This is a genomic window from Fodinibius sp. GM21 (assembly GCF_058386955.1).
The window spans coordinates 267085-290980 of the sequence record NZ_JBYEIQ010000002.1 but is presented as its reverse complement, the minus strand read 5'-3'; the positions used below and the strand labels follow the sequence as shown (position 1 = coordinate 290980).

Genomic DNA, 23896 nt, shown 5'->3' with positions numbered 1-23896 from the left:
GCAATTTTTCTCTTGCGTGATATTTAACCACAAGCATTGCAAGATCCATTAACGTTTCTGGTCCGCGTTTCCAACTTAAACAGTTCTCCCACAGATTACTATACCTGATTAGCATTTCTCCTTGTACTTCTTTCTGTGCAGGTAAAGTGGAAGTGTATGCAATAGGAGATGAACGATAGCTCGACATGATGACAGAAGAATAAACGTTATTGTCTTGGCTATACAGCGAATTCAAAAGTCATTTCTATTCTTCCTCTACCTGTCGCTTCCACTGACTGTATTGTTCACGTTGGGTCGTAACTTTCTTGAGATAATTTCTGGCTTCAGCATATTCCAGGTTTTGGCGCAAGTGTTTATAATTTTCTTCCGGTGACATGCTATTAATTTTTGAAAACGCTTTTGACAAGTTGGTGTCACCCGTATAAGCTACTGCTACATTTCCGGCACCCGTGTTATATGCAGAAATAATTAAATACTCCCGGGTCATCTCATCATCAGCACGATCAAAGTAATTGGAATCCATGATGTCTATAAAGGTCGTCCCCATCTGAATATTATTATCCGGCTGAAACAAAAACTCTTTGGTGGGAATACCATCTTCATTAAAAATTCTTCGATAGGCATCGCGTCCCCCTGTTGTGGGTACCAACTGCATCAAGCCATACGCATTGGCATGTGAAGCAGCAGTAGGATTGAAATGAGACTCAACATGTATGATTGCAAATACAAGAGCCGGGTCGATGTCATGTTCACTTGAGAACTTATAAATAAAGTCTTCAACCTTTTCTGCTCTTTTTTGCATATGATCATCCGAAAGCTGAAAATCAACATATACCACATAACGAGTTTTACCATCGCCGCCTTTCACTTCTTTTGTGTTCGTGCTTTTCTCAGCGACTTCTTTGGCGTATTCATCCACGGGCTGATCTTCAGGCTTGTTAAGCTGACCTTCTAAAACCGGTTCATCGGTTACCTCTTTGTTAGGAACATTATCTGTTTCAAACCCTTCTCTGGTTCCCTTAAATCTCATTGCTTCAGAAACTTTTTGAGGCATTTCCTCCTTAAGCCTTTCAGCTTCTTCTTTACTCTCGGCGATCACCTCAACCTGACCACTTCCACTTTCAAAATCCGTTGATATACGCAGGTTACCGTTTTCTTTGTATTCCACCCATTGCTTTTTAGAACGCTCTTTGAAGTCTCCCCATTTTTTTAACATCTCCTCTTTAAATGCTTTGTACTCTTTTTCAAATGCCTCTCTATATTTTTTATAGTCCTCTTCGGAACTTGCTACACCGTTCTCAATATTTTCTAAATACTTTTGATACTCTCCCTGATACTGCTTTTTATAATCTTCAAAGCTATCCTGTGCCCAAACAGATGATACGCCAATGCAAAAGACGAATAATATTCCTGTAAGATACCTTCCTAGACAGCAAATCACTTTTTGATCAAACATAAAAATACCCTCTCCCCATCATTGAAATTAACAAATCCAATACGACCGGTAATATTACCTGGTCTTTATCCCTCTTTTTTAAAAAAATATCCCGACCCGAGACAAACGGGTCGAGATATCTTAATCCTTAGCAGTTCTTTTTTACCACACTATTGCTCTGATGGCATGCTGCCATTTTTCATTTCTTCAATTGACCTCATCATTTCCTCAAAGCCCTTTGATGCCTTAAACTTCGTATAAAGCTCTTCATCTTTGGAAAGCGTATTTTCAAGTGCATCGTTCAAGGCATTTGCTGCTTCACCAACGGGTAAACGCACCAACATAAGCACTTCATGTCTGGTGTTATTATCTCGCTGATAAAATTTACTTCTATCAACATCTACACCCCGCAATGTTTGTTGCCCCACTGATTTTGATACATCTGTAAATACTTCACTGTAATTACTGTTTGCTCCTGATGTCGTTTCTTCAGCAAAGTTTTTCTGCATGGCACTTATTTCTGCCTCAAGTTTAAGCGTAAGTGCTGCCCTTCCATTTTGTAGTGCCTGCTTCCTGGCCATGCTTCTGCGAGTAGATGTTCCTTCACCAATCGCATAGATATATTCACTGTCACTACTGGGTGGATTGGTATACCAGCTTGGCAAATCGCTTCCTGCATTATCTGATGCCGGCTCCGAGCTGCTGCAACCCACAACTAAAAATCCTGCTGCTAAAAAAATGAGTAGTATACGTAATTTCATAATAATCCCTGTTTATATTATTGTATGATGTAATTAAAATAGTTCATGTTGATGAACTTTTGTTCAAAACCCTATTCCATTTATTGGAGTGATAGTTTAAAAAAATTTATCAGCAAATCACATTTATTTGAATAGCTTCGCGATTACCTGCTTACTTCACAGACAGTAACTCCTTGTTTATAAATTCGGCAAACTCTGAAGATAATGTCTCTTGTACTGCTTGGACTGCCCTCTGACGTGCATACTTTTCATTCGTGCTTCCTTCTCGTCCCTCGGCCATATAAGTACCAAACCACTGACCATTTTCCATATTTTGCGCCTCAATTTGCAGTGCCCACTGGATAAATTCATACTTGGGGCGATTTAGATCAACGGGATCCATCATGAGGCTAATAGTCATTATAATAACCGGATCCTCCGTGGTATTGGTCACCTCGAATCCCTCATTTTGCAGCTTTCGGGTAACATCAGATTGAACCTCCCTCGGCACCTTCCCATCTTTTATCAATTTTACAGTACAGGCTTTTTTTGCCTCTCGATATTCTTGCATAATTTTGGGCGTGACTACTTCGCCCCGTGCTTCCTGTCCGGACAGAATAGCTCGCTGATTAATTAACATTTCATTAACTCGTGACGTTGCTAATGCTTTTTTTAAATAAATTAATCGATCCAAGCTACTGTTGGTTTGGTCAGCATTTTTGCGAAGGGAGTTAATCTCATTCTGATTATTCTCTATTTCCCTGCTATATAATTGAGCTGTTTCCAAACGATCCATTGCAGCAAGAGCATAAAAAGTACCATCTGCTGCCTGATGCATTTCTTTGATTTCTACATTCCTCATCTGTTGCCCCGAATTAACCTCTGAGCGGGTAACCAAATTGGTATTTTCGCGTACCGTCGTGCCTTCTCCGGAATCTGTAATTTCTTGAAAATCATTGACATAGGTCTCATCAACCTTAACTTCTGAAACAAATATTTGCGCTAGATTAGATTGAGCCTGAGTCCGAGCTCCTTCTCTTGTAGGCGAAGAACCAACTGCCATCAAAAATTGGTTGTCACTATATTGATTGGCTGGGTTATCAATCCAGACCGGCAATTCCTTGCTTTGAGCTTCAGCTGTTGCTGAACAGCCATAGGTACATACAAGCAAAACGAATCCCGCTAATAAAAATAGCTGATGGCTTATACTATTAACTTTCATAAAATAGATGGAAATCCACTTTTTAATTAGAATAAATTGATGCTACCGGTTCTAAACGCTCCTGCTCACTTATTTCGATATTGCGTGCCTCTGAATACAGCAACTCACCTGCTGTTGAATAATAGTTGAAAGTGACATCATGCTCCCCGGAAGGTAGCTTTACAACGTTTGTGTACACTTTTCCGGGCATTGTCTGCCATCCCCTCAGGTCAGCCTGCTCCGTAGCCTCCCGGGCTCTTCCCCCCAAAAAACTGGCTACATCGCCTGCTACCGAACCATACTCATCTTCAATGGCATCGGTAATGCCTTCCTGGGCAACCGACTTTAAAACCCCTCTTATCACGGCTCGGGCAATAATGATGGGCTTCTTAATTTGAAATGTTTCCCGCGCCACCTTATCCATCTCTTCAATAATCTTTAGCTCTGTACTCATGGTATCATTTATTACTACTTCAATGATACCCACATTTGATGGGCGCATTTTTAGTTTGGGAATGGCAATCTTGATGCCTTTCCCATCAAAGTTAAAATCCGTATTAATACTCATATCCACTTTATCAGGAGCATTACCGCAAAATGCCATAAGCATCGTATTATACCGGTTGGGATGCTTCACCTTTGTAAAGGCAGAATCAAGCCTCAGCTTTGAATCGGGCATTGCCTGATGATTATTAATGGCTTTTTTCAACTTAATCATTTCGATCCGTGCCCCATCTTTTTCACCGGCTTTGGCATAAAGAGCACCGGCCAGATAATGACTTAGCGGACTATCATGAATACGAGAAGTACCGGCCTCCCATTTTATATCTTTGTCCGTTGTATCAGATTCAGCCATGGCATTTGCGTATTCACTGTATTTTTGCTCTGCTTCAGAAAGCTTTTGTGCAATACGCCGAGCCTCAACCAGAGCACTCTCAAAGTTATTCATTTTCAGATATCCCAGACTCTTAAACCCATTGAGATATACATCCTCGTAGACCTCTCCATTATAGTTTAGCTGAGTATCGTTGCTTATGAACGCCCCAACTCCGGCTTTTATACTTTTGGTAAATAACTGATCGATATATTCTTCGGCATTTGTAAAAGAAGCAATGCTCTTTTCATAATCCCCCTTGAAATAATTAATGGTCCCCTTTTCCAAGGCGTAAAGCACACGATCTTTAGCTTCATAGATCTCATTTTCTTTTAGGCTATCGGCAATGGAATCAGCTCTTTCAAAATTACCGGCTTGGAAATACATCCGCATCTTCTTTTGACCATTCACAAGTTTTTGCGAGCCGCAGCCCGCGACAAGCCCTGCAAAAACCATGAGTATAAATCCACCGGCAATCTTTCCACGAAACATGAAACTGATCCTCATGTGCTAATTAACCTTTACCCGATTAGGTCAATATTCCAACCCTAACCTGTTGGATATAAAAGCCGTAACCTCCCATTCTTTAATGAGATCTGAAATCTGTCAAAACTTAGAAACTAAAATAGACGGTAGATACTCACCATTTTACCTTACTCCGCTCAATCATCTTCTTGATTTTCTTATTGCCAATCCATGCCTTTCGGTTAGATTCAACGTTAATCAATTCAAGATTGACGGTATAAAACTTGGCGGCCCTTGTTCCATCTAAATTCTTGTCTACATTTGCTTCTATACCACCAACCAACATATAGTCGGCCCCAAGTTCTTGCGCAAGAGAAGCGGCAGACTCATACGAGGCGTGTTGCTGCTGATCATCGCGCTCAGCCCTAATTTGCCCGCGCTGGTCAGGATCTGCTACAATCTCCACTTTTTGACTGTTAACAATCGCCCGCTCAATTTCTTTAACAAAAATATCCGTACGTATATGTTCTGTGGTATTATTCCTGATATCCCCAACAATTAAAACCGGTGATTCTACATTCTGTAACCATGCAGCAGAAAGAATATCAGAGGTCATATCTTCTGCCACCATACGGGCATCAGTGTCATTCCAATTCCCTGACAAATCTGACTGGGATCCGGGATCCACTCTTTGAACAGTTTGTGATGGACTGCATCCCCAAAAAAGAAATGCTGTAATTATCGTTGTCAAAAAAAGTCTGGTAAAGGTCATAGGTCGACTCTCTTATATATCCTTATGAGATTTGTCCCCGTTTTATTTAATCATCTCCGAACTTGCTATTTTTCGTCTAACATTTCAAATCCTAATCTCATTTTTTACAAAATTCCAACCATTATTTTTTTACAGCATCCCTCATTTTATGTTGTCTTAAACAAAAGTCGTTTAACTATTTGAATCGAATCAGGATATTCAACTATTCCTGAAATGTTTGTATCTCTCATACTTTGAGGTTACCATTTATCAAAATAATTCATCTAACCCGAGTGGTTACTTATGGTTCAGGATAATATTAAAAACACCTTCTTTCGCATTTTAGCTGCCTTAGTTATGATTTTGGGCATCACATATAATATCGGACAAGCTCAAGATTTTGAAGAGTGGAAAGAAAATTACCTTAAAGAGTTCCGGGAGTTTCAAAATGAGTATGACAAAGAGTTCTATGAGATGCTCCAACAAGAGTGGGGAGATTTTGCGTCGGAGCTAAGCTCTGAATTCTATGAAGAACCAAAACCCAAGCAGCTGCCTGTTGTCGACAAACCCAATTCTCAGGATCCCAATCCTCCAAAACCTGAGCATGAAACCGATCCAAATATCCAAGGTCAACAACCCAAAGGGGTTCAGCAATCGCCGGAAAAAGATCAACCTCAAAAGCAAATTAAAAAAAATACTTCTGAGCCCAAGAAAGAGAATCCAATAAAAAACGAAACAGATCGGGAGATTGCTGTGAAGTCCGAATCTTTTACCCCCTCCCAAGGCATTACAACCGACTTCGATCCGAAGATCAAAAACGCAAATATTCACTCCAGAGAGCTGCAATACTTCGGAATTCAAATCAACTATAAATATTACACTGCCTATGAAAAACAATTAGAAAAACCGGTAACCCGTAAAGCTATTGCAGAATTTTGGAAGCACCTAAGTACAAAAGATTATCCTTCCTTTCTGAAACAAATTCAGCAAGTCCGGGAGCAACTGTCGCTAAATGACTTTGGGTATGCGCAACTGCTGCATAACATGGGCACACAGATTTATGGGCCAAAGACCAATGAGGCGACGTTGTTCACATGGTTTATGTTAACCCAATCCGGTTTTGGCACCAAGGTAGCTTATAAAAACCATAAGGTTCACCTTCTGGTTAAAACCTCGCCGCATGTTTTTCGGAAGTCATTAACCATGAATGGGGCAACGTATTATGACATCCAATTAGGGGGCGATCATCCAAAACTTCCGGAACGATTTTATACCTATAAAGGCAGTCATGCAAAAAAAGAAGCACGACCGATCAATTTACTTTTTGAAAGATTTCCCACCTTGCAGCAAAAGAAGGAGCAAAGAAATCTCAAATTCACCTTCCGGGATTCCACCTATTCAGTCAGCCTACCGATAGATGTCCAGACCGTAAACTACTTTAGAAATTATCCTCAAGCTGACTTGGAACTCTATTTTGGCAGTCAAATAGACAATGATGAAACGCATTCCCAGTTAGTCAAATCACTAAAATCTCTGATCAAGGGCAAATCCACCATCGAGCAGGTTAACCTGTTGCTTCGTTTTACACAGCGCTCTTTTGAGTATCAAACTGATACCGAACAGTTTAATGATGAGAAAAAAATGTTCCCCGTTGAAACGCTCTACTATCCGGCATCGGACTGTGATGACCGTGCTATTATGCTTGGATATTTACTTGATCAGCTTACCAATCTTGACTATGTCGTAGTACGTTATCCGGGACACTTAACCCTTGCCGTTCATTTTCCTGATGAAGAACCCAGCGGCCAACGTATTAACGATCCTATTACTTATAATGGAAAACGCTACTACGTTTCGGATCCCACTTACTTTGGGGCCGATGCCGGGATGATTATGCCGGATTATCGCAATATGCAACCTTCTGAGGTATTTGATCTGTAGGGCAGATACTTACTTTTCAAATTCCACAAAGGCCTCTTCAATATTATCCGGCCTTTGAGTAAGCTTACTGACGATCCATGTTGCCAGAAAACTGAGCAGAAAAGCTGGTATTAATTCATACAAATTATCTTTCAACACAGGGATATTGTACCACACTATAGTTACCACCGTTCCAGTAATTAATCCCGCAAAAACCCCCTTCCGGGTTGTTCCTTTCCAATAAAGAGCAAGAATAGAGGTAGGTCCAACTGCTGCTCCCAACCCTGCCCAGGCAAACAATACCAGCCAAAACACCAGCTCCTGAGCAACCAAACTGAAGATCAAGGCTATGGCTACAAGTACAACTACAATAATTCGGCTATAAAGTACCAGCTTCTGTTGGGTAATCTGCTGTCTTTTTCTGATAATTTTGTCATACAAATCCCGAACCACCGCTGATGCCGCTACCAGAAGTTGCGAATCTGCCGTAGACATAATGGCCGCAAAGATAGAGGCCACAACAACTCCAAAAATAATGGGATGCAAGTGCTCTTGCGCCAGGGCCGGATAAAGGTTTTCGGTATCGGCAACCGGCAACAGTTCTACCTCCGGAAAATAAGCCCTGCCTGCCAGGCCAATAAATATGGCGCCCCATCCCATCAAAACATTCCATATTGTACCCACAACCGCTGACCATCGCAATTGCTTGGGATCGTCAATGGACATATAACGAGAAAGAATGTGTGGATTCCCGGGTGATCCAAGTCCAATACCCAGGAATCCAAGAAGTCCTCCAAAACCAATTGCCAGCGGATCTACAAATCCGGTTTCCATACTATTTAACTGTGATAATACCTGGGGCAACCCACCAGCATCCCAAATAGCAATAAAGGGGAGCACTACCAGTGCAAAAATCATGAAAATAGCCTGGAACATGTCGGTAAGGCTTACGGCCAAAAAACCACCCAACACTGTATATCCCATGATAATAATTGCGGTAAGGATGATGCCGTTGGTTTGCGTAAGCCCAAAACTGGAGGCAAAAGCTTTACCGCCCGCCACAAATTGTGCCGAAACATAACTGACCATAAAAATCAGGAATATCACAACCAGCGCGATGCGCAGATAGCCATTTTTGTCGTTGAATCGCTCTGCAAAAAAGTCGGGTACCGTTATACAGTTATACGTCTCCGAAAAATTCCGAAGCCTTCGGGCATAATACAGAAAAAGAAAAAGCTCAATGATTACATATCCCATCACAGCCCACACTGCTGAAGCACCTTGTGCATAGGCCATGCCTGTTACCCCCACAAGAAGCCAAGCGCTACGTCCGGATACCACTGCTGATAAAGCCACCACGAACCGATTTATCTGGCGCCCCCCTATAAAAAACTCACTGATACCCTCCGATGAAAAGCGGGATGAATATATTCCTATCCCAACAAGCAGCAAGAGATAGCCGATAAATGCTCCAACGGCATATTCATCTACTGCTATCGAGATAACCTGTGTTTCATCCATTGTCACGGAATTTTACGCGCAAAGAAAGGACCACTGCCAATCCAATGATCAACAGTGGCATCAAAAACATAACCAGATAAAAGGAAATCATAGCTGATGACAGTTACAATTGCTGAATCAATTATTAGATCATGGGAAAATGCCCATCTGGTTATAGATAATTCCAACTTTATTAATTGCGCTTAAAAAGGCCGCCGTACGAAGATCGATATCATGTTTTTTTCGCAGTTCATTTAGCTCGATATAGGAATTGATCATTGTTTCTTCGAGCCCGGAATCAACCAAGTCTTTCTCATCTGCACCTTGAGCCAACACTCCCATTTCCGCTTCTGAAAATGTGCGGTCGGAAATATTTTCGATGACATTCAAGATTTTTCGATAACTGCTCTCCTCAAACCGCTTTTCCATGCGTCCAAAGCGAACGTGAGAAAGGTTTTTCAACCACTCAAAATAGGACACGGTTACCCCGCCTGCATTGAGGTAGCTGTCAGGTATTATAAGAGCTCCCTTTTCTTTTAAGATATTGTGAGCCTTGGCTGTTGTTGGTCCGTTAGCGGCTTCACCGATGATTTTTGCCTGAATATCAGCGGCATTCTTTTCATTTATCTGGTTTTCGAGTGCAGCCGGTATCAAGATATCACACTCCGCTTCTAAGACTGCCGTATTACTTTCAAGCTCTTTGGTATCCCCAAACCCTAAAATGGACCCGGTATCCTCACGATACTCCATCAATCGCTCAAGGTCGATCCCTTCAGCGTCATAGATGGAACCTTCAATTTCTGCTACGCCAACCAAAATGGCGCCGCCCTGTATCATATTTTGAGCGGCATGATAACCCACATTTCCAAGCCCCTGAATAACAAAGGTTTTACCTTCCAGTCCACGCTCTAATCCGAGATCTTCCATGTCTTCTTTATTCTTACAAGCCTCTCGTATCCCAAAATATACGCCTCGACCAGTAGCTTCGGTACGTCCACGTACACCGCCCTGGGGAATCGGTTTTCCCGTAACGCATGCCTCGGCATTAATATCAGACTTTAACTGCCGGTACGTATCTAAAATCCACCCCATTTCACGAGCGCCGGTCCCATAATCCGGGGCCGGTACGTCCGAACCCGGCCCTAAAAAGTCCTTCTTAATCAACTCATAGGTATAGCGACGGGTGATACGTTCAAGTTCCTCATCCGAAAATCTGGATTTATCAATCTTAATACCTCCTTTGGCACCTCCAAAGGGAACATCAACAACGGCACACTTGTAGGTCATAAGTGCTGCCAGAGCCATCGTTTCATCTTCATTTACCGTAGTGCTAAAACGAATTCCTCCCTTGGTTGGCAATTTGTGATGGCTGTGCTCGACCCGCCACCCGTGAATAACTTCGATAGTACCGTCATCGCGTTCAAGTGGAAAGGTAATATGATAAACGTTATTACAGATTTTAATTTGATCAAGCAGCCCCTGATCGAATTCAGAATATTTGGCTGCTAAATCAAATGCCTTATTTACCTGAGCAAAAAATTTATAGTCGGTCATAAAATAGTTTGTTTAACTGATGTAATATTTCAAAAATCTTGGCAACACATTAGATCGACAATCGCAATATTATTACAGAGTGTCAACATTTATTACCCCTGCTTAAACATTGCCGTATGAACTTTCTTCCACTGCTCAGGCTCCCCATCGGTATGCATTAAAACCACTTTCTTTGCAGTAAAGCGGATATAAAATTCACGACCGATATTGTTGAGTATTTTTTCTTTTTGCTGTTGGGTCAAATCACCATACAGCAAACTTAGATGAGGCATATATTCATTTTCGTACTCTTCGGGACAATCAAATAAACGACACGCATTGTCATGCAGGTGGGTGAGTCCTTCATTCTGCTCCACATGGATAAATAGGGCTTGGTAAAAAGTATTTAGGTAACCAGCCTTCGTAAGTTTTAATTCAAATGGAGTTACTGATGAGGCCAGGGTATCTGTTAGTGCTTCAAGCTCCGTTTTCGACGCCGTCAATCCCCCAAGGATCGTTACATGGGGTGAAAATAAGGGCGTATCAAATTTTTTGCTGAGCTGTTTTATACGCTCTTGTAGTTTATAGGCTATATCGCCCGTTGGTTCTAGCCATAGCGAATATGTTTCAGACTTTTCCATAACTAAACTATTTACCCCTCAACAAAATTTAGTTTTCGTTCACTTGTAAAATACATAGTAACCCAGCTATTTGTAAACAGTACCAACAAATATAAGATACTTCTTATTTATTTAACGGCAGGTAAACATGCAAATGGTCAGCGGTACCTACATGGCGAATCGTTGATAACCCCAATAGCTTGAAGGAATGCTCAAACATCCAGTTTTTCCACCATGCCCGGCCCTTGGTGCGTAAATCAACGGCATGCACATAGCCGCTGGGCTGTACATAATGCAGGGAGTGCTCGTTTTCTGAGAGTCCCATTCGGTGATAGTCTTCAGGGCGGCGTTGTATATCAGTGACAACCAGATCACTATCGGCAAGCGTTACCGTAGTTAAAGCTACCCGCATTATGGGATGCAGCGATCGATAATAGGAACGTATTTCTTCTGTCTTCGTATTCAGGCTCGAATAATATAACATCCCATAAAAAGAATACGCTATCACCAGCACTAAAACCCCTCGGAAGATGTATTTAATGGCTTTTTTGCCCATCCCAAATTTATACACAAAATAACCTCCATAAAGCAACAATAATACTATGGTAGTCAAACATCCGATCGAGAGCGCCAACCATCCATTGGTTTGATAGTTTTCGTATATAAATACCGAAGCTCTGACTAGCAGCAAAAAGGGGAGGACTAAAGCTATTATTCCCAGCAATACTTTCAGCAGTACCTTTTTCCACGATAGTGAGGAGTTGCGCGGCTGATTTCTCTCGAGCGCTTGCAACTGCCGGTCGAACTGATCATTCAACTCTTTAAGCTGATTAAAAGATGTGGTCTGTTCTGTATCCATGTGCCATGATATAGCTTTAGTTCCCCTTTTTGCACGACCGGTAAAAACAGAAGTTACATCATCTCAAAATAAAAAAGGGTCCTGGTCGAAACCAGAACCCCAGTACAACTCATCACAATCCCTGCTGCTAATTAAATAAATTTTGGATAAGAATACAATCTATCCCAAAAATAACACCCTGATGCGCTCTTTTTTTCAAAACTGTACTAAAATTTTAAGCGTGTTCTTCATCGGATTGCAAATAAAAAACATTCATTATAAAAAGCACGGCCACGCTTCCTAAAAAACCAAAGACCAGGCTTCCCGGCATGCTAACCATTACGGCTACGCTTCCAATAACTACTGCCCCAATAACCCCCGCAATAAGATTAGGCACAAGCTCAACGCCTTGTTTCCAAATACTTACCTTGGTAAGTGCTCCGGCTACTAATCCAACAGAAATTAGCCAGAAAATCATGGTCCCATTTAATTCTTCCATTCCGTCATAAATTTTATTTTCAAAATGATTTGCACAAAAAATATACTTTTTTAACCGATTTTGGAACCGATTTTTTTACCATAGATTTATACTTGTACCGTATATTATCTAGCATTCTCTCAATTGTTGTTCAATGCCTGAACCAAATATCCGCAAAATTATCCATATTGATATGGATGCCTTTTATGCATCCGTTGAACAGCGCGATTTTCCTGAATATCGCGGCAAGCCCGTCATTGTGGGAGGCTCCCCCGAAGGACGCGGAGTTGTTGCTGCGGCCAGTTACGAAGTTCGAAAGTTTGGAGTCCATTCGGCCATGCCTGCAGCTAAAGCTGTTCGCTTATGTCCACATGCCATTTTTGTAAAACCCCGCTTTGAGGTCTACAGAAAAGTATCGCAACAGATCAGGGAGATTTTCTTTGAGTTCACAGACCTTGTTGAACCGCTCTCGCTCGACGAGGCTTACCTTGATGTTACTGAGAATCACATTAACCTGCCGTCGGCTACACTTATTGCAAAAGAGATTCGAAAGCGTATCAAAGAAAAGACTCGACTTACCGCATCAGCGGGGGTAGCACATAATAAGTTCTTGGCCAAAGTAGCCTCCGACTTGAATAAACCCGACGGACTTTCCGTGATTCTGCCCGAGGATGCCCAGGAGTTTTTAGAGAAACTCGAGATAGGCGAATTCTATGGAATAGGAGAGGCTACCGAGTCCAAAATGAAATCGTTGGGTATTTATAGGGGCAAAGATTTAAAGGAATGGTCGGAAATTGATCTGGTTAATGAATTCGGCAAAACCGGCCGGTATTACTATCGCATTGTTCGAGGCATTGATAACAGGCAGGTAAAGACCCACCGTATCCGCAAATCGATAGGAAAAGAACGTACCTTTTCCGAAGATGTCGACGACTTGGGGTGGATCAATAACTTTTTGCGAGAATTGTCCGAGAAAATTTCTCAAAGTATGAAAGACAAAAATGCTGCCGGTAAAACCGTAACGCTTAAGATACGGTACGATGATTTTGAAACTATCACCCGCAGCACTTCTTTTAGTCACTACATTAATGATGCCGAAGATATAGCCCGTACCGCCATTTCGCTGCTCGAAGAAACCAAAGTAGGCGAACGGAAGGTACGCCTGCTCGGCATTACGCTTTCGAATTTGAACTTGAATGAAAAAGGCCATTTCAAGCAGCTGGAAATCCCTTTTGAGGAATAGCCAAACATCTGCACAAGAGATACCTATATACTTACTTCTACTCTTGATCCCCATTAATTTTCCTTATCTTTAGCAGCAAAAATAAATCGTACCAATCCGCACTTGTCTGCGGTAAACACTACTTTTTAATGAGCTATACTCTTTCCGATTTCGATTACGAACTGCCCGATGAGTTTATCGCCCAAAAGCCGGCGGACCCCCGCGACCATTCCCGCTTGCTTGTCTACGATCGTGAATCTGATACCATCACTGATGACCGATTTTATAATATTTTGGATTATCTGCCTCGCGAGACCACACTTGTAGTCAACAACAGCAAAGTGGAAAAATGCCGACTTCTTTTTGACGACGGAAGCAGAGAAATCTTTATTCTCGATACAGCCAATAATACTACCGTACAGGCGATGGTTCGTCCGGGGAAAAAGTTCAAAAAAGGGCGGACAGTAGAGCTGACCGATACCATCTCTGCTGAAGTATTGGATATTGATGACGAAGGATTACGAACCCTCAAAATGAATCCTTCACTCGATCATCAAGTATATGACCAATATAAGCACACCCCGTTCCCACCCTATATTGAGCAAAACGAATCGCTATCAGAAAAGTACCAAACTGTTTACGCGGATGATTTGGGTAGCAAAGCCGCCCCTACTGCTGGACTTCATTTTACCGATGAGCTACTTTCTAAAATTCAGGAGAAAGGTATAGAGCAAGCCGAGGTAACCCTGCACGTAGGTCTTGGAACCTTTGCCCCGGTCAAAGCCGACAGCATCGCGGAACATACCATGCACTCAGAGTGGTTTAAGATCACAGGAGATACAGCCAAACAATTAAATAATGCCGAACATATTACCGCCGTGGGCACCACCAGCGTTCGAGTATTGGAATCGGCCCTGCGAGAACATGATGAGTTTACCTCCACAAAAATGGATACGGACATCTTTATCCGTCCCGGCTTTGAATTCAAGGGGACTGATGCACTTATTACCAATTTTCATCTGCCTAAAAGCACCCTTTTGATGCTGGTAGCAGCCTTCACCGGTCACGATGAGATGAAAAAAATATATCAGCACGCCATCGATGAGAAGTACCGTTTCTACTCCTTTGGCGATGCCATGCTGATTTTATAAAGATGTCCAACAAACGATTCAGTAATTGAACAACAATAATGACATGTCATGCTGAAATTAGTTCAGCATTTAAAATCATCTGAGACCCTGAAACAAGTTCAAGATGACACAAGTCATAAATTTAGCTATCCGGATTTTGCTGCTGTTGCTGCATCTCCTTCATTTTCTGCTTCATTTGCTCCTGAGCATTTTGTGCTTCGTCGCCGTCAACCATCTTAACCTGGTTCTTAAGTGATGTTGAAAGCTCTTCAACATCATCTTCGGATAGCACTTGGTCCAGATCTTCGATTCCGACTTTTTTCAGCAGGTTGTAGATCATCCGGTTGTGCAACATCTGCTGAGCGGCAGAGCTCAACTGCATCAATTGTTCTTGTGGAACCTGCGCGCCGGAAAGCTTAATCTTGTTCATTACCGGCTCGAGCAGAGTCTCAATCTTTTTGGACATCTGCTTTTCCAGCTCTTTGGCATCTACATTTTCTTTACTTGTTAATTCGTTTCCGTCAGCGTCGACTAACTTCATGTTTATTATACCTTTGTTTTAAAAATTACTGCATATGTTTAACAGGTGATGAGAGGATATCGTTTATCTTCCAGAACTCAAAAAAAGGTCTGATATAGTATTATGCCTCGAAAACCAAAGCTTCGGGATTTGCACCTAGCTCTTTCAGGTATTTAATCATCCCATCATTAAAAGCCGGAGGCCCACATACATAAAAAGATTGGTCAAAATCGTCAATCTGATCAGCCAAAAATGCTTTATCGATAAACCCATCCAAATAAATATGCTCATCGGTGGGTTTATCTGTAATCACATTGACAAACTGATCTCCCAGCATTGCTTCAAACTCATCCTCTAGGATGATATCGTCATCCGTCTTATTCGAAAAAATCAGCGTATTTGAACCAATCTTGTTTTTTGCATACAAATCACGAAAAATAGCAATAAAGGGCGTTACTCCGGCACCTCCCGCCAGAAAAACACCTTCGCCCGTATACTCAATCGTCCCCCAGGCGTCGTCAATGATAAATTGATCGCCCTCCTCAAGCTGACCAATTTGTTCTGTTACACCATTATGATCCGGGTAACTCTTAATCACAAACTCAAGGTTATCATCATCCTGCAGATTTGTAAAGGTAAATGGTCGCTTCTCGTCACGCCATCCCTCTTTGTCGATAGCCACCTCCGTAGCCTGTCCCGGTCTAAAAGAATAACCATCGGGCTTTTCGAAAGTATATGCTCTTACATCGTGGGTAATTCTTACAATGTTTAGAATCTCAACTTTGTGACTCATTGCTCTTATTTTTTCTGATTAATATTTACTAAAGAAATGCTTTTTAACGGTCAACCATTCAAAAATGTATCGGAATTAATAAGGGTGGCAACCTGTTAAGTATTTCAACATTAAATTAACTGCAAAGAATAAGCGAACTGTATGCAAACCACACACGAACAACCCGTAAAATTAGCAGATACAGAATACCCTATTCATGAACTTCTTCAGAAAAGATGGAGTCCCCGGGCATTTTCCGAGAAGTTAATTGATAACGAACTGCTCAATCAACTATTTGAGGCCGCACGCTGGGCTCCATCATCTTATAACGAACAACCCTGGCGCTTTATCGTAGCCCGCAAAGATGATAAGGAAGCGTACGAACAACTCGCTTCCGTCATGAATGAGTTCAATCAAAGTTGGGCTACGGATGCCCCGGTGCTGGTATTAGCCCTCACCAAAACAACCTTTGATTTGGATGGCAGAGAAAATCCTCATGCCGGACATGATTTGGGACAGGCTATTGCTCAGCTGACTTTCGAAGCCACCAAAAACGATTTATATGTACATCAAATGGCCGGAATATTGCCTGAAAAAGCTCGTGAGGTGTATGATATATCCGCAGATTTTAAACCGATGACGATGTTTGCGATAGGTTATAAAGGACAGCCCGATTCACTAAATGAGAAAATGCAGAAGCAGGAAACCTCACCGCGCATTCGAAAAGACCTGGATGAGATTGTCTTTGACGGCGAATGGGAAGAATAGATAATTAGTAATACTTATTTTTATAAGCTGCTGATCATCTCTGATCAGCAGCTTTTATTATCTATTCTGCTTTTAAGTTCTGCTCTATAAAACGAACCGTCTTTTGCCATGCATCTTCAGCGGCTTCTTCAACATATCGCGTCCCAGATGGATTCGCGAACGCATGGCCCGCTCCTTCATAAATATGGATAGAATTCTCCACACCTACCTCATTGAGAGCAGACTCAAATTCCTTAACCTTCTGGGGTGGAATCCCACCATCTTCTTCACCAAATATACCCAACACAGGCATCTCTAACGTTTTTAGCTTTTCAGTATCGGTTACCAATCGGCCGTAATAAATAACTGTGGCATCAATTTTTTGGGGATGTGCCAGTGCCGTATTCAGCGACCATGCCCCACCAAAGCACCAGCCGATCACTCCTATATTTTCTGCTGCCTGCTTTTCATTTAGATAAGCGTATGCCTGAGTCAAGTTATCAAGAGCTTCTTCATCATTCACAGAACGAGCATACGTTCCGGCGCTATCGGGAGATTCCGCCACTTTTCCTTTATATAAATCTACTGCCAGTGCTGTATATCCTTCACCTGCCAGCTTATCAGCCATCATTCGAATATTGTCATTTAATCCCCACCATTCGTGAATTACAATGATTCCGGGCCTATTCGCTGCGCCTTCCGGCTTGGCCAAATACCCCGAAATTTCTTGTCCACCCACGGTAGCATACTGCACTTCTTCACCCGACACCTCCGCCGATTGTTTCAGATTTTGGGCCGCATTTTCAATAGGAGCGTCCCCTTCGTGCTCCCGATCCATTCGATCCAGAAAATCTTCTTTCGGACTATCACTGCATGCTGCTAACAGTAACGTCAATCCCAACACAAAAAATACTCGCCATAACTGATGCATAATCTCCTCTTTTTTATTGCGATTATATTCTTTAAATCAAAATTTGAGCCAAAAAGTTGCATAATTTCGTATTTACTACCTAGTGCCGGGAAAGGCTTTCCTAAAAGGCATACCTAAGAAATAGATTGAGGAGCTACCATTTAATGAGTACAATGATCTAAATTATTAGGAGCCTGCTAATGAGATTTCCTCTCCGCAAGTCAAGAGAACTAAATTATTAATTAAATATCGTGGTATGTATGAGTTTTGATTTCAAAAAGGCTAATCAATCATTTGATTCACTGCCATATACAAAACGGCTTAAATCGGTAGGGGAGCTTGCCAAGAGCACACTTACCATTGTGGGCAAAGACAAAGATATCATCAAGCCGTGGGCTCGCATGACCATTTACCATTTCATTATGGTCACCTTCTTTTTTGGCGGTCTCTTTTTATGGCAGTACGAGCATCCGGGCTATGGATTACTATCTTTCTTTTTGGCCTTCCTGTTCTTTTTGTACAAGCATTTTTATGACAACAAACAAGAGATGCGCATGAGCTGGATTGTCTATGAGACGGTTATAGGCAATGATCCATCCTACAAAGGGGCCACCGTTGCCAGCAAAGAATTAAAATGGCATATACGAAAAATTGCCGGGATTGACATTTTGATGAGTCTCGTTAATAAAAGTAAGTATACCGGAGGCGGGATTGTGAAGATGCTAATCCGCCTTTTTATTTCCGGACTTGAAGAAGTCTGGGATTTGGCAAACCATTACCTACTGCCTTCGGTGGCGGTTGATAGGTTGGATATTACTACCGCCATTAAAGAAATGAAAAAGCTAAAGGATCGAGTACCGGAATCGTTGGTCGGTATTTTTGGAATTGACTTCTTGGGAAAGGTTGTCCGCCAGGTAACCGTTCCTGCCTACATCATCCTGTTTATTATCTCCGCTGCACTTGGGTATTTTGGAAGTGAAATACTCCCCGCTACTACTATTGATTTTAACGGGGAAGATGCGGCCTTTACTTTTGTCCCCATCATTTTTGCATTCTGGATTGGAAAACTTTTCAGCAATGTGTTTGAACGCACTGTAACAGCAATCAAAGTCATTTACTTTACGGTATTCTATACGAAAATTACCCATCCGGAACGCATTCGCGATGATATGCAGGAAGAACTGGTCGATTACCTTAACCTGAATCCCGTAGAGGAAGTCGATAATTTAGATAAGCAAAAAGTAGAACAGGAGTAACCATTTCTTTTCCCGTCACAATTATAAAGGCGCAAGTCTTTACACTTGCGCCATTAATTTTACCAATAAGTACTTCCCAGTAATTGCTTATTCCGTTGCAGGAGAAACACGCAAGATGCCGTTTTCAGTCTCTGTAGCAATATAGATATTACCATCGGGACCCTGACGAACATCGCGTACGCGCCCGGCATCTTCGAAGATCTTTTCTTCACCAACAACCTTTCCGTCTTCTAAATCAACATGCATCACATAACCAAACTTTAGAGACCCTACAAGTAGATCACCTTTCCATTCTGGAAATTTATCGCTGGTTACAAATGTCATTCCAGAGGGAGCAATAGACGGATCCCAGTACCATTCCGGCTGTTCCATACCGGCCTTAGCCGTATCATCGGTAAAAGAAGTTCCATCATAATTAATACCAAAACTAATTTCCGGCCATCCGTAATTATTTCCTGCTTTTATAATGTTGATTTCGTCTCCACCGCGCGGGCCGTGCTCGTGTTCCCAGAGCTCTCCCGTTTCCGGATGCAGATCCATCCCTTGCGGATTGCGAATACCGTAAGCAAATACAGCATCCAATCCTTCTTGACCCACAAAAGGATTATCTTGTGGGATGCTGCCATCATCATTCAATCGATAGATTTTTCCGGCATCACGTGTAACATCCTGGGGATTGACGTCGCGGTTGCCCCTATCACCAATTCCAAAGAAAACATGCCCTTCGTTATCAAACACTATGCGACTACCAAAGTGCTGTCCTCGCGAACTGTTGGGTTCCGCCTTATACAACACCTCTTTATCTGTGAGAGCCGTACGGTCATCATTAAGTTTCGCTCGCATCAATGCGGTATTTGCACCCTCACCGCCTTCAGGACTGGAATAAGTAAGATAAATCCAGCCATTTTCCTCATAGTTGGGGTGCGCTTGTACGTCGAGCAATCCACCCTGGCTGCGGGCCCAAACTTCGGGGACCCCGACTATTGGTTCATCAGCCAAACTTCCATTACTATAGATCCATAGATTACCGCTCCGAGCCGTAATTAACATATCTCCATCAGGCAGCCAGTCCATACCCCATGGCACATCTATCTCATTGGTAATGGTTTCCATGGTGTATTCCGGATTCTCCATGTTCTGACCCTGCTCGTCCTCAGCCTCCGGTTCATTTTCGGAGGTCGCATTGCAGGCAGTTAAAAATACCACAGCTACAAATATTGTGAGATACTTATGCATTTTCTTGCTCATAATAATTTCTGTCTATTCCCTTTATGGTGATATAAATACGAATAAATAATTAACACCATTCGTTCGATAATTGCCAATTATGCACGTAAAAAGTTATGAATATTATACTTAGCTATTAATCATGTAATATTTTTATACCAAATAGCCAATCAAATGCTGACGTAAACCTCACCGGAAGTAGTTATAACCTCCGCTGAAAGGGCAGGATTTTCGGTTGTAATTTGTAATGCAAAGCGGGATATTTAGAATCCTTTTAAAACGACCTGCGCCCGTAGCTCAACTGGATAGAGCGTCTGACTTCGGATCAGAAGGCTGAGGGTTCGAATCCTTCCGGGCGTACACCTCTAAAACAGCACATAAACCCCGCTTATTTAATTATAGGCGGGGTTTTTTGTTTGTATTTGGCCCATCTTTGTACCCCTTCTGCATGAAATATTTTCATAATTCATACATATTTTACTGGACTGATGTTACATATGATGTTACATTACTCTCCAACCTCAACTACTCATATGAAAAAATATGGCCAGTCTAAGAAAACGAAATAACTACTACTCTATCGTTTTTGCCACGCGGGTTGATGGCGAACTCATTCAAAGAGCCTATGCTCTTGGTACCAAGTACAAGAAGATAGCCGAACAAAAGAAACTCCAGTACGAAAAGCTCTATGAAGCTGGTGAGATAAATCCATTCGATGATAATTGGAATCTTCAGGAGTACGAAAAGATGCAGGAGTTGAAAGGCACTTCTGTAGTAAGCCCCATCTTAAATGAACTTCAAAAGAAATTTTTAAGAGAAAAGACAAACGTAACTGCTAAAACCAAGAAAACTTATAAGTACATCATACGTCAATTTATGGAAGGAGTAGGCTATACAATGCCCGTCACAAGAATTGATGCTGATGATATTCGTGCTTTTTGCCTGCGAGATGATTTAGCCAATGCTTCAAAAAAGAATTACCTAAAACACTTGAAAGTATTCTTCAACTGGCTGGTAGCAGAAGAATACATAGAAACCAATCCCTGTGATAAAATTGCCTTGCCTAAGGTACGAGATAATCTCGTCGATAAGATTATTGAAGAGGATGACCTTGATTTAATTTTTAAAAAATTTCGAGAGTATCAGTTAAAACACAAAAAGGCTCGTGCTATTCAATCCTCAGATCAGATGCAGCTTTGGTTTAAACCGCTAATCACACTGGCTTTTTATACTGGTATGAGACGTAAAGAAATCATCCAATTGCGGTGGGAACATATCAACCTTAAAGAGGGATTTATTAGAGTTACGGATACTAAAAACGGTTCTGAACGTACTATTCCAATTTTTGAGACTTTATATTGGCGTTTAATTGCCTGGAAAAAACTTATGGGCAATCCTAAAAAAGGATTAGTTTTCCCGAGTCCAAAATCAACGCCTGATCGAGAAATTGCAATGACCGGGGATAATGTCTCCAAACGTTTTAAATTCTATGCCACTGAGGAAGCCGATCTAAAGGATACTATTAACTTTCACGGCCTCCGCCACTCTTGTGCGACTTATTTATTGCGCATTGGTTTTAATGTCATAGAAGTAAAAAATATGCTTGGCCATAAAAGTCTTGAAGTTACCAATCGCTATGTTCACTTGGTGGCAAAAGATCTAATGCGTTCTGCAAACCGAAATGGTAAAATGAATTACCTTAATGAAGCATAAGATACCGGCTACAAGGTTTGACGCCTTATCAAAGAGAGATTTGCTACTTAAGCTTACTGCTGATCGGTTTTCCAAACTCTCCAATGATTTAAACTTTGAATCAGATATTAAACGCTATCAGGCTACCAGTATCACAGCCATAGCATACCTGAAAGAGACCAATCAATATCGCAGGCAACTTCAACTCTGCCTTAAAAATTTCGCCGGTAGAACAGCCGAGACCTTTCGCCCGGAGTTTATCTTAGCCGTTAGAAAACTATACCAAGAGCATTTAATAAATCTTGGCCGGGGCGTTATTGAATTCTCGGAGCAGAAAATAAACCGGAAGAAAACCTTAGATTTGGATTTCAGTGGTGCTAAAATTAACAATGCCCACTTCTCCGGGATCCTGGAGAATCTTTTTAATGAGTATGGAGAAGGTGTTCTTAATCTGGACCATGCTCCCTGGAGATGTAGAATGGCCCGCATCTATAATTGCTCAAAAGATACCATGAACCGTTTGGAAGGTAAGCTTCGAACCATTGGGCAATTCGGTTGCCTCGATGATGCTATTTCATTCTTAGAGATCCGTATTGGCTTGCACGGCAAATATACCTTTAAGGTTTTAGTTGATAATTTGGATGAATTAATCAATGATTTCCTTATTGACAGCTCCAATGGACATATCAATAAAGTGAAAGCTCAACAACCAATTGATGAACTTGTAAAAGAAGCAGCAGGGAAATACGAAGTTCTGAATTCGCCTACCTATCTCGTAAATCCAAAAACTTACAAGTCCATTCTCAAACACCGGATCAAATCCACTCTGAAAAACAGATAGTTTTCATAAAACAGGTTGAAATCTGTATGAACAAAACTATCTTTCTGTTACATAGAGCCTGCTATTTCAGGTAGAATTACAGATTTTGATTTTCAGTACTTAAATACCCTGTTGATTTTCAAAATCTGTTTTTTCTTGGAAGTGTTTTTAATTAGGGATTGCCTTTTCTTTAGCGCCATAAAATTTTTGCAACCCCAAAGATATCATCTATGAATTCTCCCGACCCCAAAGAAAATTTAATGGCTACCATCGCCATCCTCGACGCCAAATTAGATACCATTCTTAACAAGCTGAACGCAGAACCTGACAAATCAAAGTTCATGACAGCGAAAGAAGTTGAAGCTCTAATTGGATTACATCATCGCAGCATACTCAATAGAAGCAACCTGCCTCCTGAAGACAAAAACTTTGTACCATTTCACCGGTTTGGAACACGCCGAAAATATTTTGAGCGCAAAGTCATAGAAAAAATATTTTTGCCATAAGTGTAACAAATCATCACTAAAATACTCTTGTATATATTTATTTTTGTAACTAAAAAATAAATCAAGTAGGAGTGACCTATGCTCAATACCAGTCAACCAACATTACGGGTACCCAATACAAAACAGATCAACAGTAAAAAGAAAGTACTTACTCTTATCGAACAGCTTTCTTCAGTAGTTCAAGAAGTGCGCTCTGAACATCCGGATCAAGCCGCAGGTGCGGTTGCTCGGATAGCTGATCTTCGATATCACTTACAAGCTTCTTAATCTCTTTCATGCGGTTATCAAGCAACTGTTTTTCTTTCAGCTCTTCGCTAATATCGGCCATTTCATTAACGGTAAATGGTGCGCCCTCTCCCGTTAGTAGCCAATTAAGATTTATCCCTGATTGTGCAAACCGTATTAGCGTGGAGCTGTTTACTTCTGTCTTCCCTCCATTTTTTATCTCTGAAATTACAGACCGATTTACGCCCGTCTCCCGCTGCATTTCAGACACATTTCCATCGTAATACTCTTCCAGCAGGTACCGGACATTATCTTGTAATATTTCGCCAGATTTTTTTTCCAAAATTCCTCTTTTCCTATCCTATTGGTTTTGATGTGGTTAACGTAATGTCCCTTTCTTTTTAAGTTATGATCACATCATTTTTAATTGTTTCGTTGTTATCACATCACTACTTTAGCCCTGTAGGTAACGGTAATGTTTACGTGTAACCATCCGATTATACTACTTACCCTT

Annotated in this window: 23 protein-coding genes and 1 tRNA gene; 9 read left to right on the top strand and 15 right to left on the bottom strand. The window is 41.5% G+C overall.

The window, feature by feature from the left end; genetic code table 11:
* Positions 1 to 244: 244 nt before the first annotated feature.
* The 5 genes from ACT3IB_RS05185 to ACT3IB_RS05165 form a co-directional block, all read right to left on the bottom strand.
* The gene (locus ACT3IB_RS05185; RefSeq protein WP_491537943.1) at positions 245 to 1456 is read right to left on the bottom strand and encodes a murein transglycosylase domain-containing protein; all 1212 of its coding nucleotides are present in this window, start codon (positions 1454 to 1456) and stop codon (positions 245 to 247) included.
* A 149-nt stretch (positions 1457 to 1605) separates the two neighbouring features.
* Positions 1606 to 2196, bottom strand: coding sequence for an LPP20 family lipoprotein (locus tag ACT3IB_RS05180; protein ID WP_491537942.1), 591 nt, complete (start codon positions 2194 to 2196; stop codon positions 1606 to 1608).
* A gap of 151 nt (positions 2197 to 2347) precedes the next feature.
* Positions 2348 to 3397: an LPP20 family lipoprotein gene (locus ACT3IB_RS05175; RefSeq protein ID WP_491537941.1), complete on the bottom strand. Its 1050-nt coding sequence runs from the start codon at positions 3395 to 3397 to the stop codon at positions 2348 to 2350.
* 22 nt (positions 3398 to 3419) lie between these two features.
* Entirely contained in the window at positions 3420 to 4757 is a 1338-nt protein-coding gene (locus tag ACT3IB_RS05170) for a COG3014 family protein (RefSeq protein ID WP_491537940.1), read from the bottom strand.
* Positions 4758 to 4890: 133 nt separating this feature from the next.
* Complete coding sequence (locus ACT3IB_RS05165) at positions 4891 to 5487, bottom strand: penicillin-binding protein activator LpoB (protein WP_491537939.1); 597 nt, start codon at positions 5485 to 5487, stop codon at positions 4891 to 4893.
* A 282-nt stretch (positions 5488 to 5769) separates the two neighbouring features.
* Between ACT3IB_RS05165 and ACT3IB_RS05160 the strand changes: the two genes are divergently transcribed.
* Entirely contained in the window at positions 5770 to 7407 is a 1638-nt protein-coding gene (locus ACT3IB_RS05160) for a hypothetical protein (RefSeq protein WP_491537938.1), read from the top strand.
* Positions 7408 to 7416: 9 nt separating this feature from the next.
* Here ACT3IB_RS05160 and ACT3IB_RS05155 read toward each other — a convergent pair whose 3' ends face one another.
* From ACT3IB_RS05155 to ACT3IB_RS05135, 5 genes are all read right to left on the bottom strand, one after another.
* The gene (locus ACT3IB_RS05155; RefSeq protein WP_491537937.1) at positions 7417 to 8907 is read right to left on the bottom strand and encodes a sodium/proline symporter; all 1491 of its coding nucleotides are present in this window, start codon (positions 8905 to 8907) and stop codon (positions 7417 to 7419) included.
* A gap of 129 nt (positions 8908 to 9036) precedes the next feature.
* A complete protein-coding gene (locus ACT3IB_RS05150; protein ID WP_491537936.1) occupies positions 9037 to 10440 on the bottom strand; it encodes a Glu/Leu/Phe/Val family dehydrogenase in 1404 nt (467 codons plus the stop codon).
* Positions 10441 to 10532: 92 nt separating this feature from the next.
* A complete protein-coding gene (locus ACT3IB_RS05145; protein WP_491537935.1) occupies positions 10533 to 11060 on the bottom strand; it encodes a 2'-5' RNA ligase family protein in 528 nt (175 codons plus the stop codon).
* Between the two features lie 103 nt (positions 11061 to 11163).
* Positions 11164 to 11898, bottom strand: a complete 735-nt coding sequence (locus tag ACT3IB_RS05140) for a hypothetical protein (RefSeq protein WP_491537934.1) — start codon at positions 11896 to 11898, stop codon at positions 11164 to 11166.
* Positions 11899 to 12112: 214 nt separating this feature from the next.
* Positions 12113 to 12376 (bottom strand): hypothetical protein, encoded by a 264-nt coding sequence (locus tag ACT3IB_RS05135; RefSeq protein WP_491537933.1) that lies wholly within the window; start codon positions 12374 to 12376, stop codon positions 12113 to 12115.
* Between the two features lie 133 nt (positions 12377 to 12509).
* On the opposite strand from ACT3IB_RS05135, the gene dinB reads away from it, so the two are divergent.
* Complete coding sequence (gene dinB, locus ACT3IB_RS05130; protein WP_491537932.1) at positions 12510 to 13598, top strand: DNA polymerase IV; 1089 nt, start codon at positions 12510 to 12512, stop codon at positions 13596 to 13598.
* A gap of 128 nt (positions 13599 to 13726) precedes the next feature.
* A complete protein-coding gene (gene queA, locus ACT3IB_RS05125; RefSeq protein WP_491537931.1) occupies positions 13727 to 14728 on the top strand; it encodes a tRNA preQ1(34) S-adenosylmethionine ribosyltransferase-isomerase QueA in 1002 nt (333 codons plus the stop codon).
* A 121-nt stretch (positions 14729 to 14849) separates the two neighbouring features.
* On the opposite strand, the gene ACT3IB_RS05120 is transcribed toward queA, so the two are convergent.
* Both ACT3IB_RS05120 and ACT3IB_RS05115 read right to left on the bottom strand, forming a co-directional pair.
* Positions 14850 to 15248 carry a hypothetical protein gene (locus ACT3IB_RS05120; protein ID WP_491537930.1) on the bottom strand — a complete coding sequence of 133 codons (399 nt, stop codon included), beginning with the start codon at positions 15246 to 15248 and terminating at the stop codon, positions 14850 to 14852.
* Between the two features lie 100 nt (positions 15249 to 15348).
* Positions 15349 to 16020 (bottom strand): FAD-binding oxidoreductase, encoded by a 672-nt coding sequence (locus ACT3IB_RS05115; protein WP_491537929.1) that lies wholly within the window; start codon positions 16018 to 16020, stop codon positions 15349 to 15351.
* A gap of 141 nt (positions 16021 to 16161) precedes the next feature.
* Here ACT3IB_RS05115 and ACT3IB_RS05110 point away from each other — a divergent pair, with 141 nt between their 5' ends.
* Positions 16162 to 16767, top strand: a complete 606-nt coding sequence (locus ACT3IB_RS05110) for a nitroreductase family protein (RefSeq protein WP_491537928.1) — start codon at positions 16162 to 16164, stop codon at positions 16765 to 16767.
* A 61-nt stretch (positions 16768 to 16828) separates the two neighbouring features.
* Here the strand turns inward: ACT3IB_RS05110 and ACT3IB_RS05105 are convergent, their stop codons facing one another.
* Positions 16829 to 17677 carry a dienelactone hydrolase family protein gene (locus tag ACT3IB_RS05105; protein ID WP_491537927.1) on the bottom strand — a complete coding sequence of 283 codons (849 nt, stop codon included), beginning with the start codon at positions 17675 to 17677 and terminating at the stop codon, positions 16829 to 16831.
* Between the two features lie 239 nt (positions 17678 to 17916).
* Here ACT3IB_RS05105 and ACT3IB_RS05100 point away from each other — a divergent pair, with 239 nt between their 5' ends.
* Positions 17917 to 18912 carry a hypothetical protein gene (locus ACT3IB_RS05100; protein ID WP_491537926.1) on the top strand — a complete coding sequence of 332 codons (996 nt, stop codon included), beginning with the start codon at positions 17917 to 17919 and terminating at the stop codon, positions 18910 to 18912.
* Between the two features lie 87 nt (positions 18913 to 18999).
* On the opposite strand, the gene ACT3IB_RS05095 is transcribed toward ACT3IB_RS05100, so the two are convergent.
* On the bottom strand, positions 19000 to 20160 hold the full coding sequence (locus ACT3IB_RS05095) for a PQQ-dependent sugar dehydrogenase (RefSeq protein WP_491537925.1): 1161 nt from the start codon (positions 20158 to 20160) through the stop codon (positions 19000 to 19002).
* Positions 20161 to 20425: 265 nt separating this feature from the next.
* Here ACT3IB_RS05095 and ACT3IB_RS05090 point away from each other — a divergent pair.
* The 4 genes from ACT3IB_RS05090 to ACT3IB_RS05075 all read left to right on the top strand — a co-directional run bounded on the left by ACT3IB_RS05090 (position 20426) and on the right by ACT3IB_RS05075 (position 23157).
* Positions 20426 to 20499: transfer RNA gene (locus ACT3IB_RS05090), tRNA-Arg, on the top strand.
* A 183-nt stretch (positions 20500 to 20682) separates the two neighbouring features.
* Positions 20683 to 21852: a tyrosine-type recombinase/integrase gene (locus tag ACT3IB_RS05085; RefSeq protein ID WP_491537924.1), complete on the top strand. Its 1170-nt coding sequence runs from the start codon at positions 20683 to 20685 to the stop codon at positions 21850 to 21852.
* On the top strand, positions 21842 to 22672 hold the full coding sequence (locus tag ACT3IB_RS05080) for a hypothetical protein (RefSeq protein ID WP_491537923.1): 831 nt from the start codon (positions 21842 to 21844) through the stop codon (positions 22670 to 22672). The genes ACT3IB_RS05085 and ACT3IB_RS05080 overlap by 11 nt, the downstream gene beginning before the upstream one ends.
* A 209-nt stretch (positions 22673 to 22881) precedes the next feature.
* Positions 22882 to 23157, top strand: coding sequence for a hypothetical protein (locus ACT3IB_RS05075; RefSeq protein WP_310681623.1), 276 nt, complete (start codon positions 22882 to 22884; stop codon positions 23155 to 23157).
* Between the two features lie 154 nt (positions 23158 to 23311).
* Here ACT3IB_RS05075 and ACT3IB_RS05070 read toward each other — a convergent pair whose 3' ends face one another.
* Complete coding sequence (locus ACT3IB_RS05070; protein ID WP_491537922.1) at positions 23312 to 23725, bottom strand: hypothetical protein; 414 nt, start codon at positions 23723 to 23725, stop codon at positions 23312 to 23314.
* Between the last annotated feature and the right edge of the window lie 171 nt (positions 23726 to 23896).

Bases quoted from the DNA above. Each gene is read 5' to 3' on its own strand.
- ACT3IB_RS05145 (WP_491537935.1), bottom strand. From the start codon at position 11,060: ATGGAAAAGTCTGAAACATATTCGCTATGGCTAGAACCAACGGGCGAT.
- ACT3IB_RS05080 (WP_491537923.1), top strand. From the start codon at position 21,842: ATGAAGCATAAGATACCGGCTACAAGGTTTGACGCCTTATCAAAGAGA.
- ACT3IB_RS05115 (WP_491537929.1), bottom strand. From the start codon at position 16,020: ATGAGTCACAAAGTTGAGATTCTAAACATTGTAAGAATTACCCACGAT.
- ACT3IB_RS05155 (WP_491537937.1), bottom strand. From the start codon at position 8,907: ATGGATGAAACACAGGTTATCTCGATAGCAGTAGATGAATATGCCGTT.
- dinB (WP_491537932.1), top strand. From the start codon at position 12,510: ATGCCTGAACCAAATATCCGCAAAATTATCCATATTGATATGGATGCC.
- ACT3IB_RS05095 (WP_491537925.1), bottom strand. From the start codon at position 20,160: ATGAGCAAGAAAATGCATAAGTATCTCACAATATTTGTAGCTGTGGTA.
- ACT3IB_RS05175 (WP_491537941.1), bottom strand. From the start codon at position 3,397: ATGAAAGTTAATAGTATAAGCCATCAGCTATTTTTATTAGCGGGATTC.
- ACT3IB_RS05150 (WP_491537936.1), bottom strand. From the start codon at position 10,440: ATGACCGACTATAAATTTTTTGCTCAGGTAAATAAGGCATTTGATTTA.
- ACT3IB_RS05085 (WP_491537924.1), top strand. From the start codon at position 20,683: ATGGCCAGTCTAAGAAAACGAAATAACTACTACTCTATCGTTTTTGCC.
- ACT3IB_RS05110 (WP_491537928.1), top strand. From the start codon at position 16,162: ATGCAAACCACACACGAACAACCCGTAAAATTAGCAGATACAGAATAC.
- queA (WP_491537931.1), top strand. From the start codon at position 13,727: ATGAGCTATACTCTTTCCGATTTCGATTACGAACTGCCCGATGAGTTT.
- ACT3IB_RS05170 (WP_491537940.1), bottom strand. From the start codon at position 4,757: ATGAGGATCAGTTTCATGTTTCGTGGAAAGATTGCCGGTGGATTTATA.
- ACT3IB_RS05165 (WP_491537939.1), bottom strand. From the start codon at position 5,487: ATGACCTTTACCAGACTTTTTTTGACAACGATAATTACAGCATTTCTT.
- ACT3IB_RS05140 (WP_491537934.1), bottom strand. From the start codon at position 11,898: ATGGATACAGAACAGACCACATCTTTTAATCAGCTTAAAGAGTTGAAT.
- ACT3IB_RS05160 (WP_491537938.1), top strand. From the start codon at position 5,770: ATGGTTCAGGATAATATTAAAAACACCTTCTTTCGCATTTTAGCTGCC.
- ACT3IB_RS05180 (WP_491537942.1), bottom strand. From the start codon at position 2,196: ATGAAATTACGTATACTACTCATTTTTTTAGCAGCAGGATTTTTAGTT.
- ACT3IB_RS05105 (WP_491537927.1), bottom strand. From the start codon at position 17,677: ATGCATCAGTTATGGCGAGTATTTTTTGTGTTGGGATTGACGTTACTG.
- ACT3IB_RS05120 (WP_491537930.1), bottom strand. From the start codon at position 15,248: ATGAAGTTAGTCGACGCTGACGGAAACGAATTAACAAGTAAAGAAAAT.
- ACT3IB_RS05135 (WP_491537933.1), bottom strand. From the start codon at position 12,376: ATGGAAGAATTAAATGGGACCATGATTTTCTGGCTAATTTCTGTTGGA.
- ACT3IB_RS05185 (WP_491537943.1), bottom strand. From the start codon at position 1,456: ATGTTTGATCAAAAAGTGATTTGCTGTCTAGGAAGGTATCTTACAGGA.
- ACT3IB_RS05075 (WP_310681623.1), top strand. From the start codon at position 22,882: ATGAATTCTCCCGACCCCAAAGAAAATTTAATGGCTACCATCGCCATC.
- ACT3IB_RS05100 (WP_491537926.1), top strand. From the start codon at position 17,917: ATGAGTTTTGATTTCAAAAAGGCTAATCAATCATTTGATTCACTGCCA.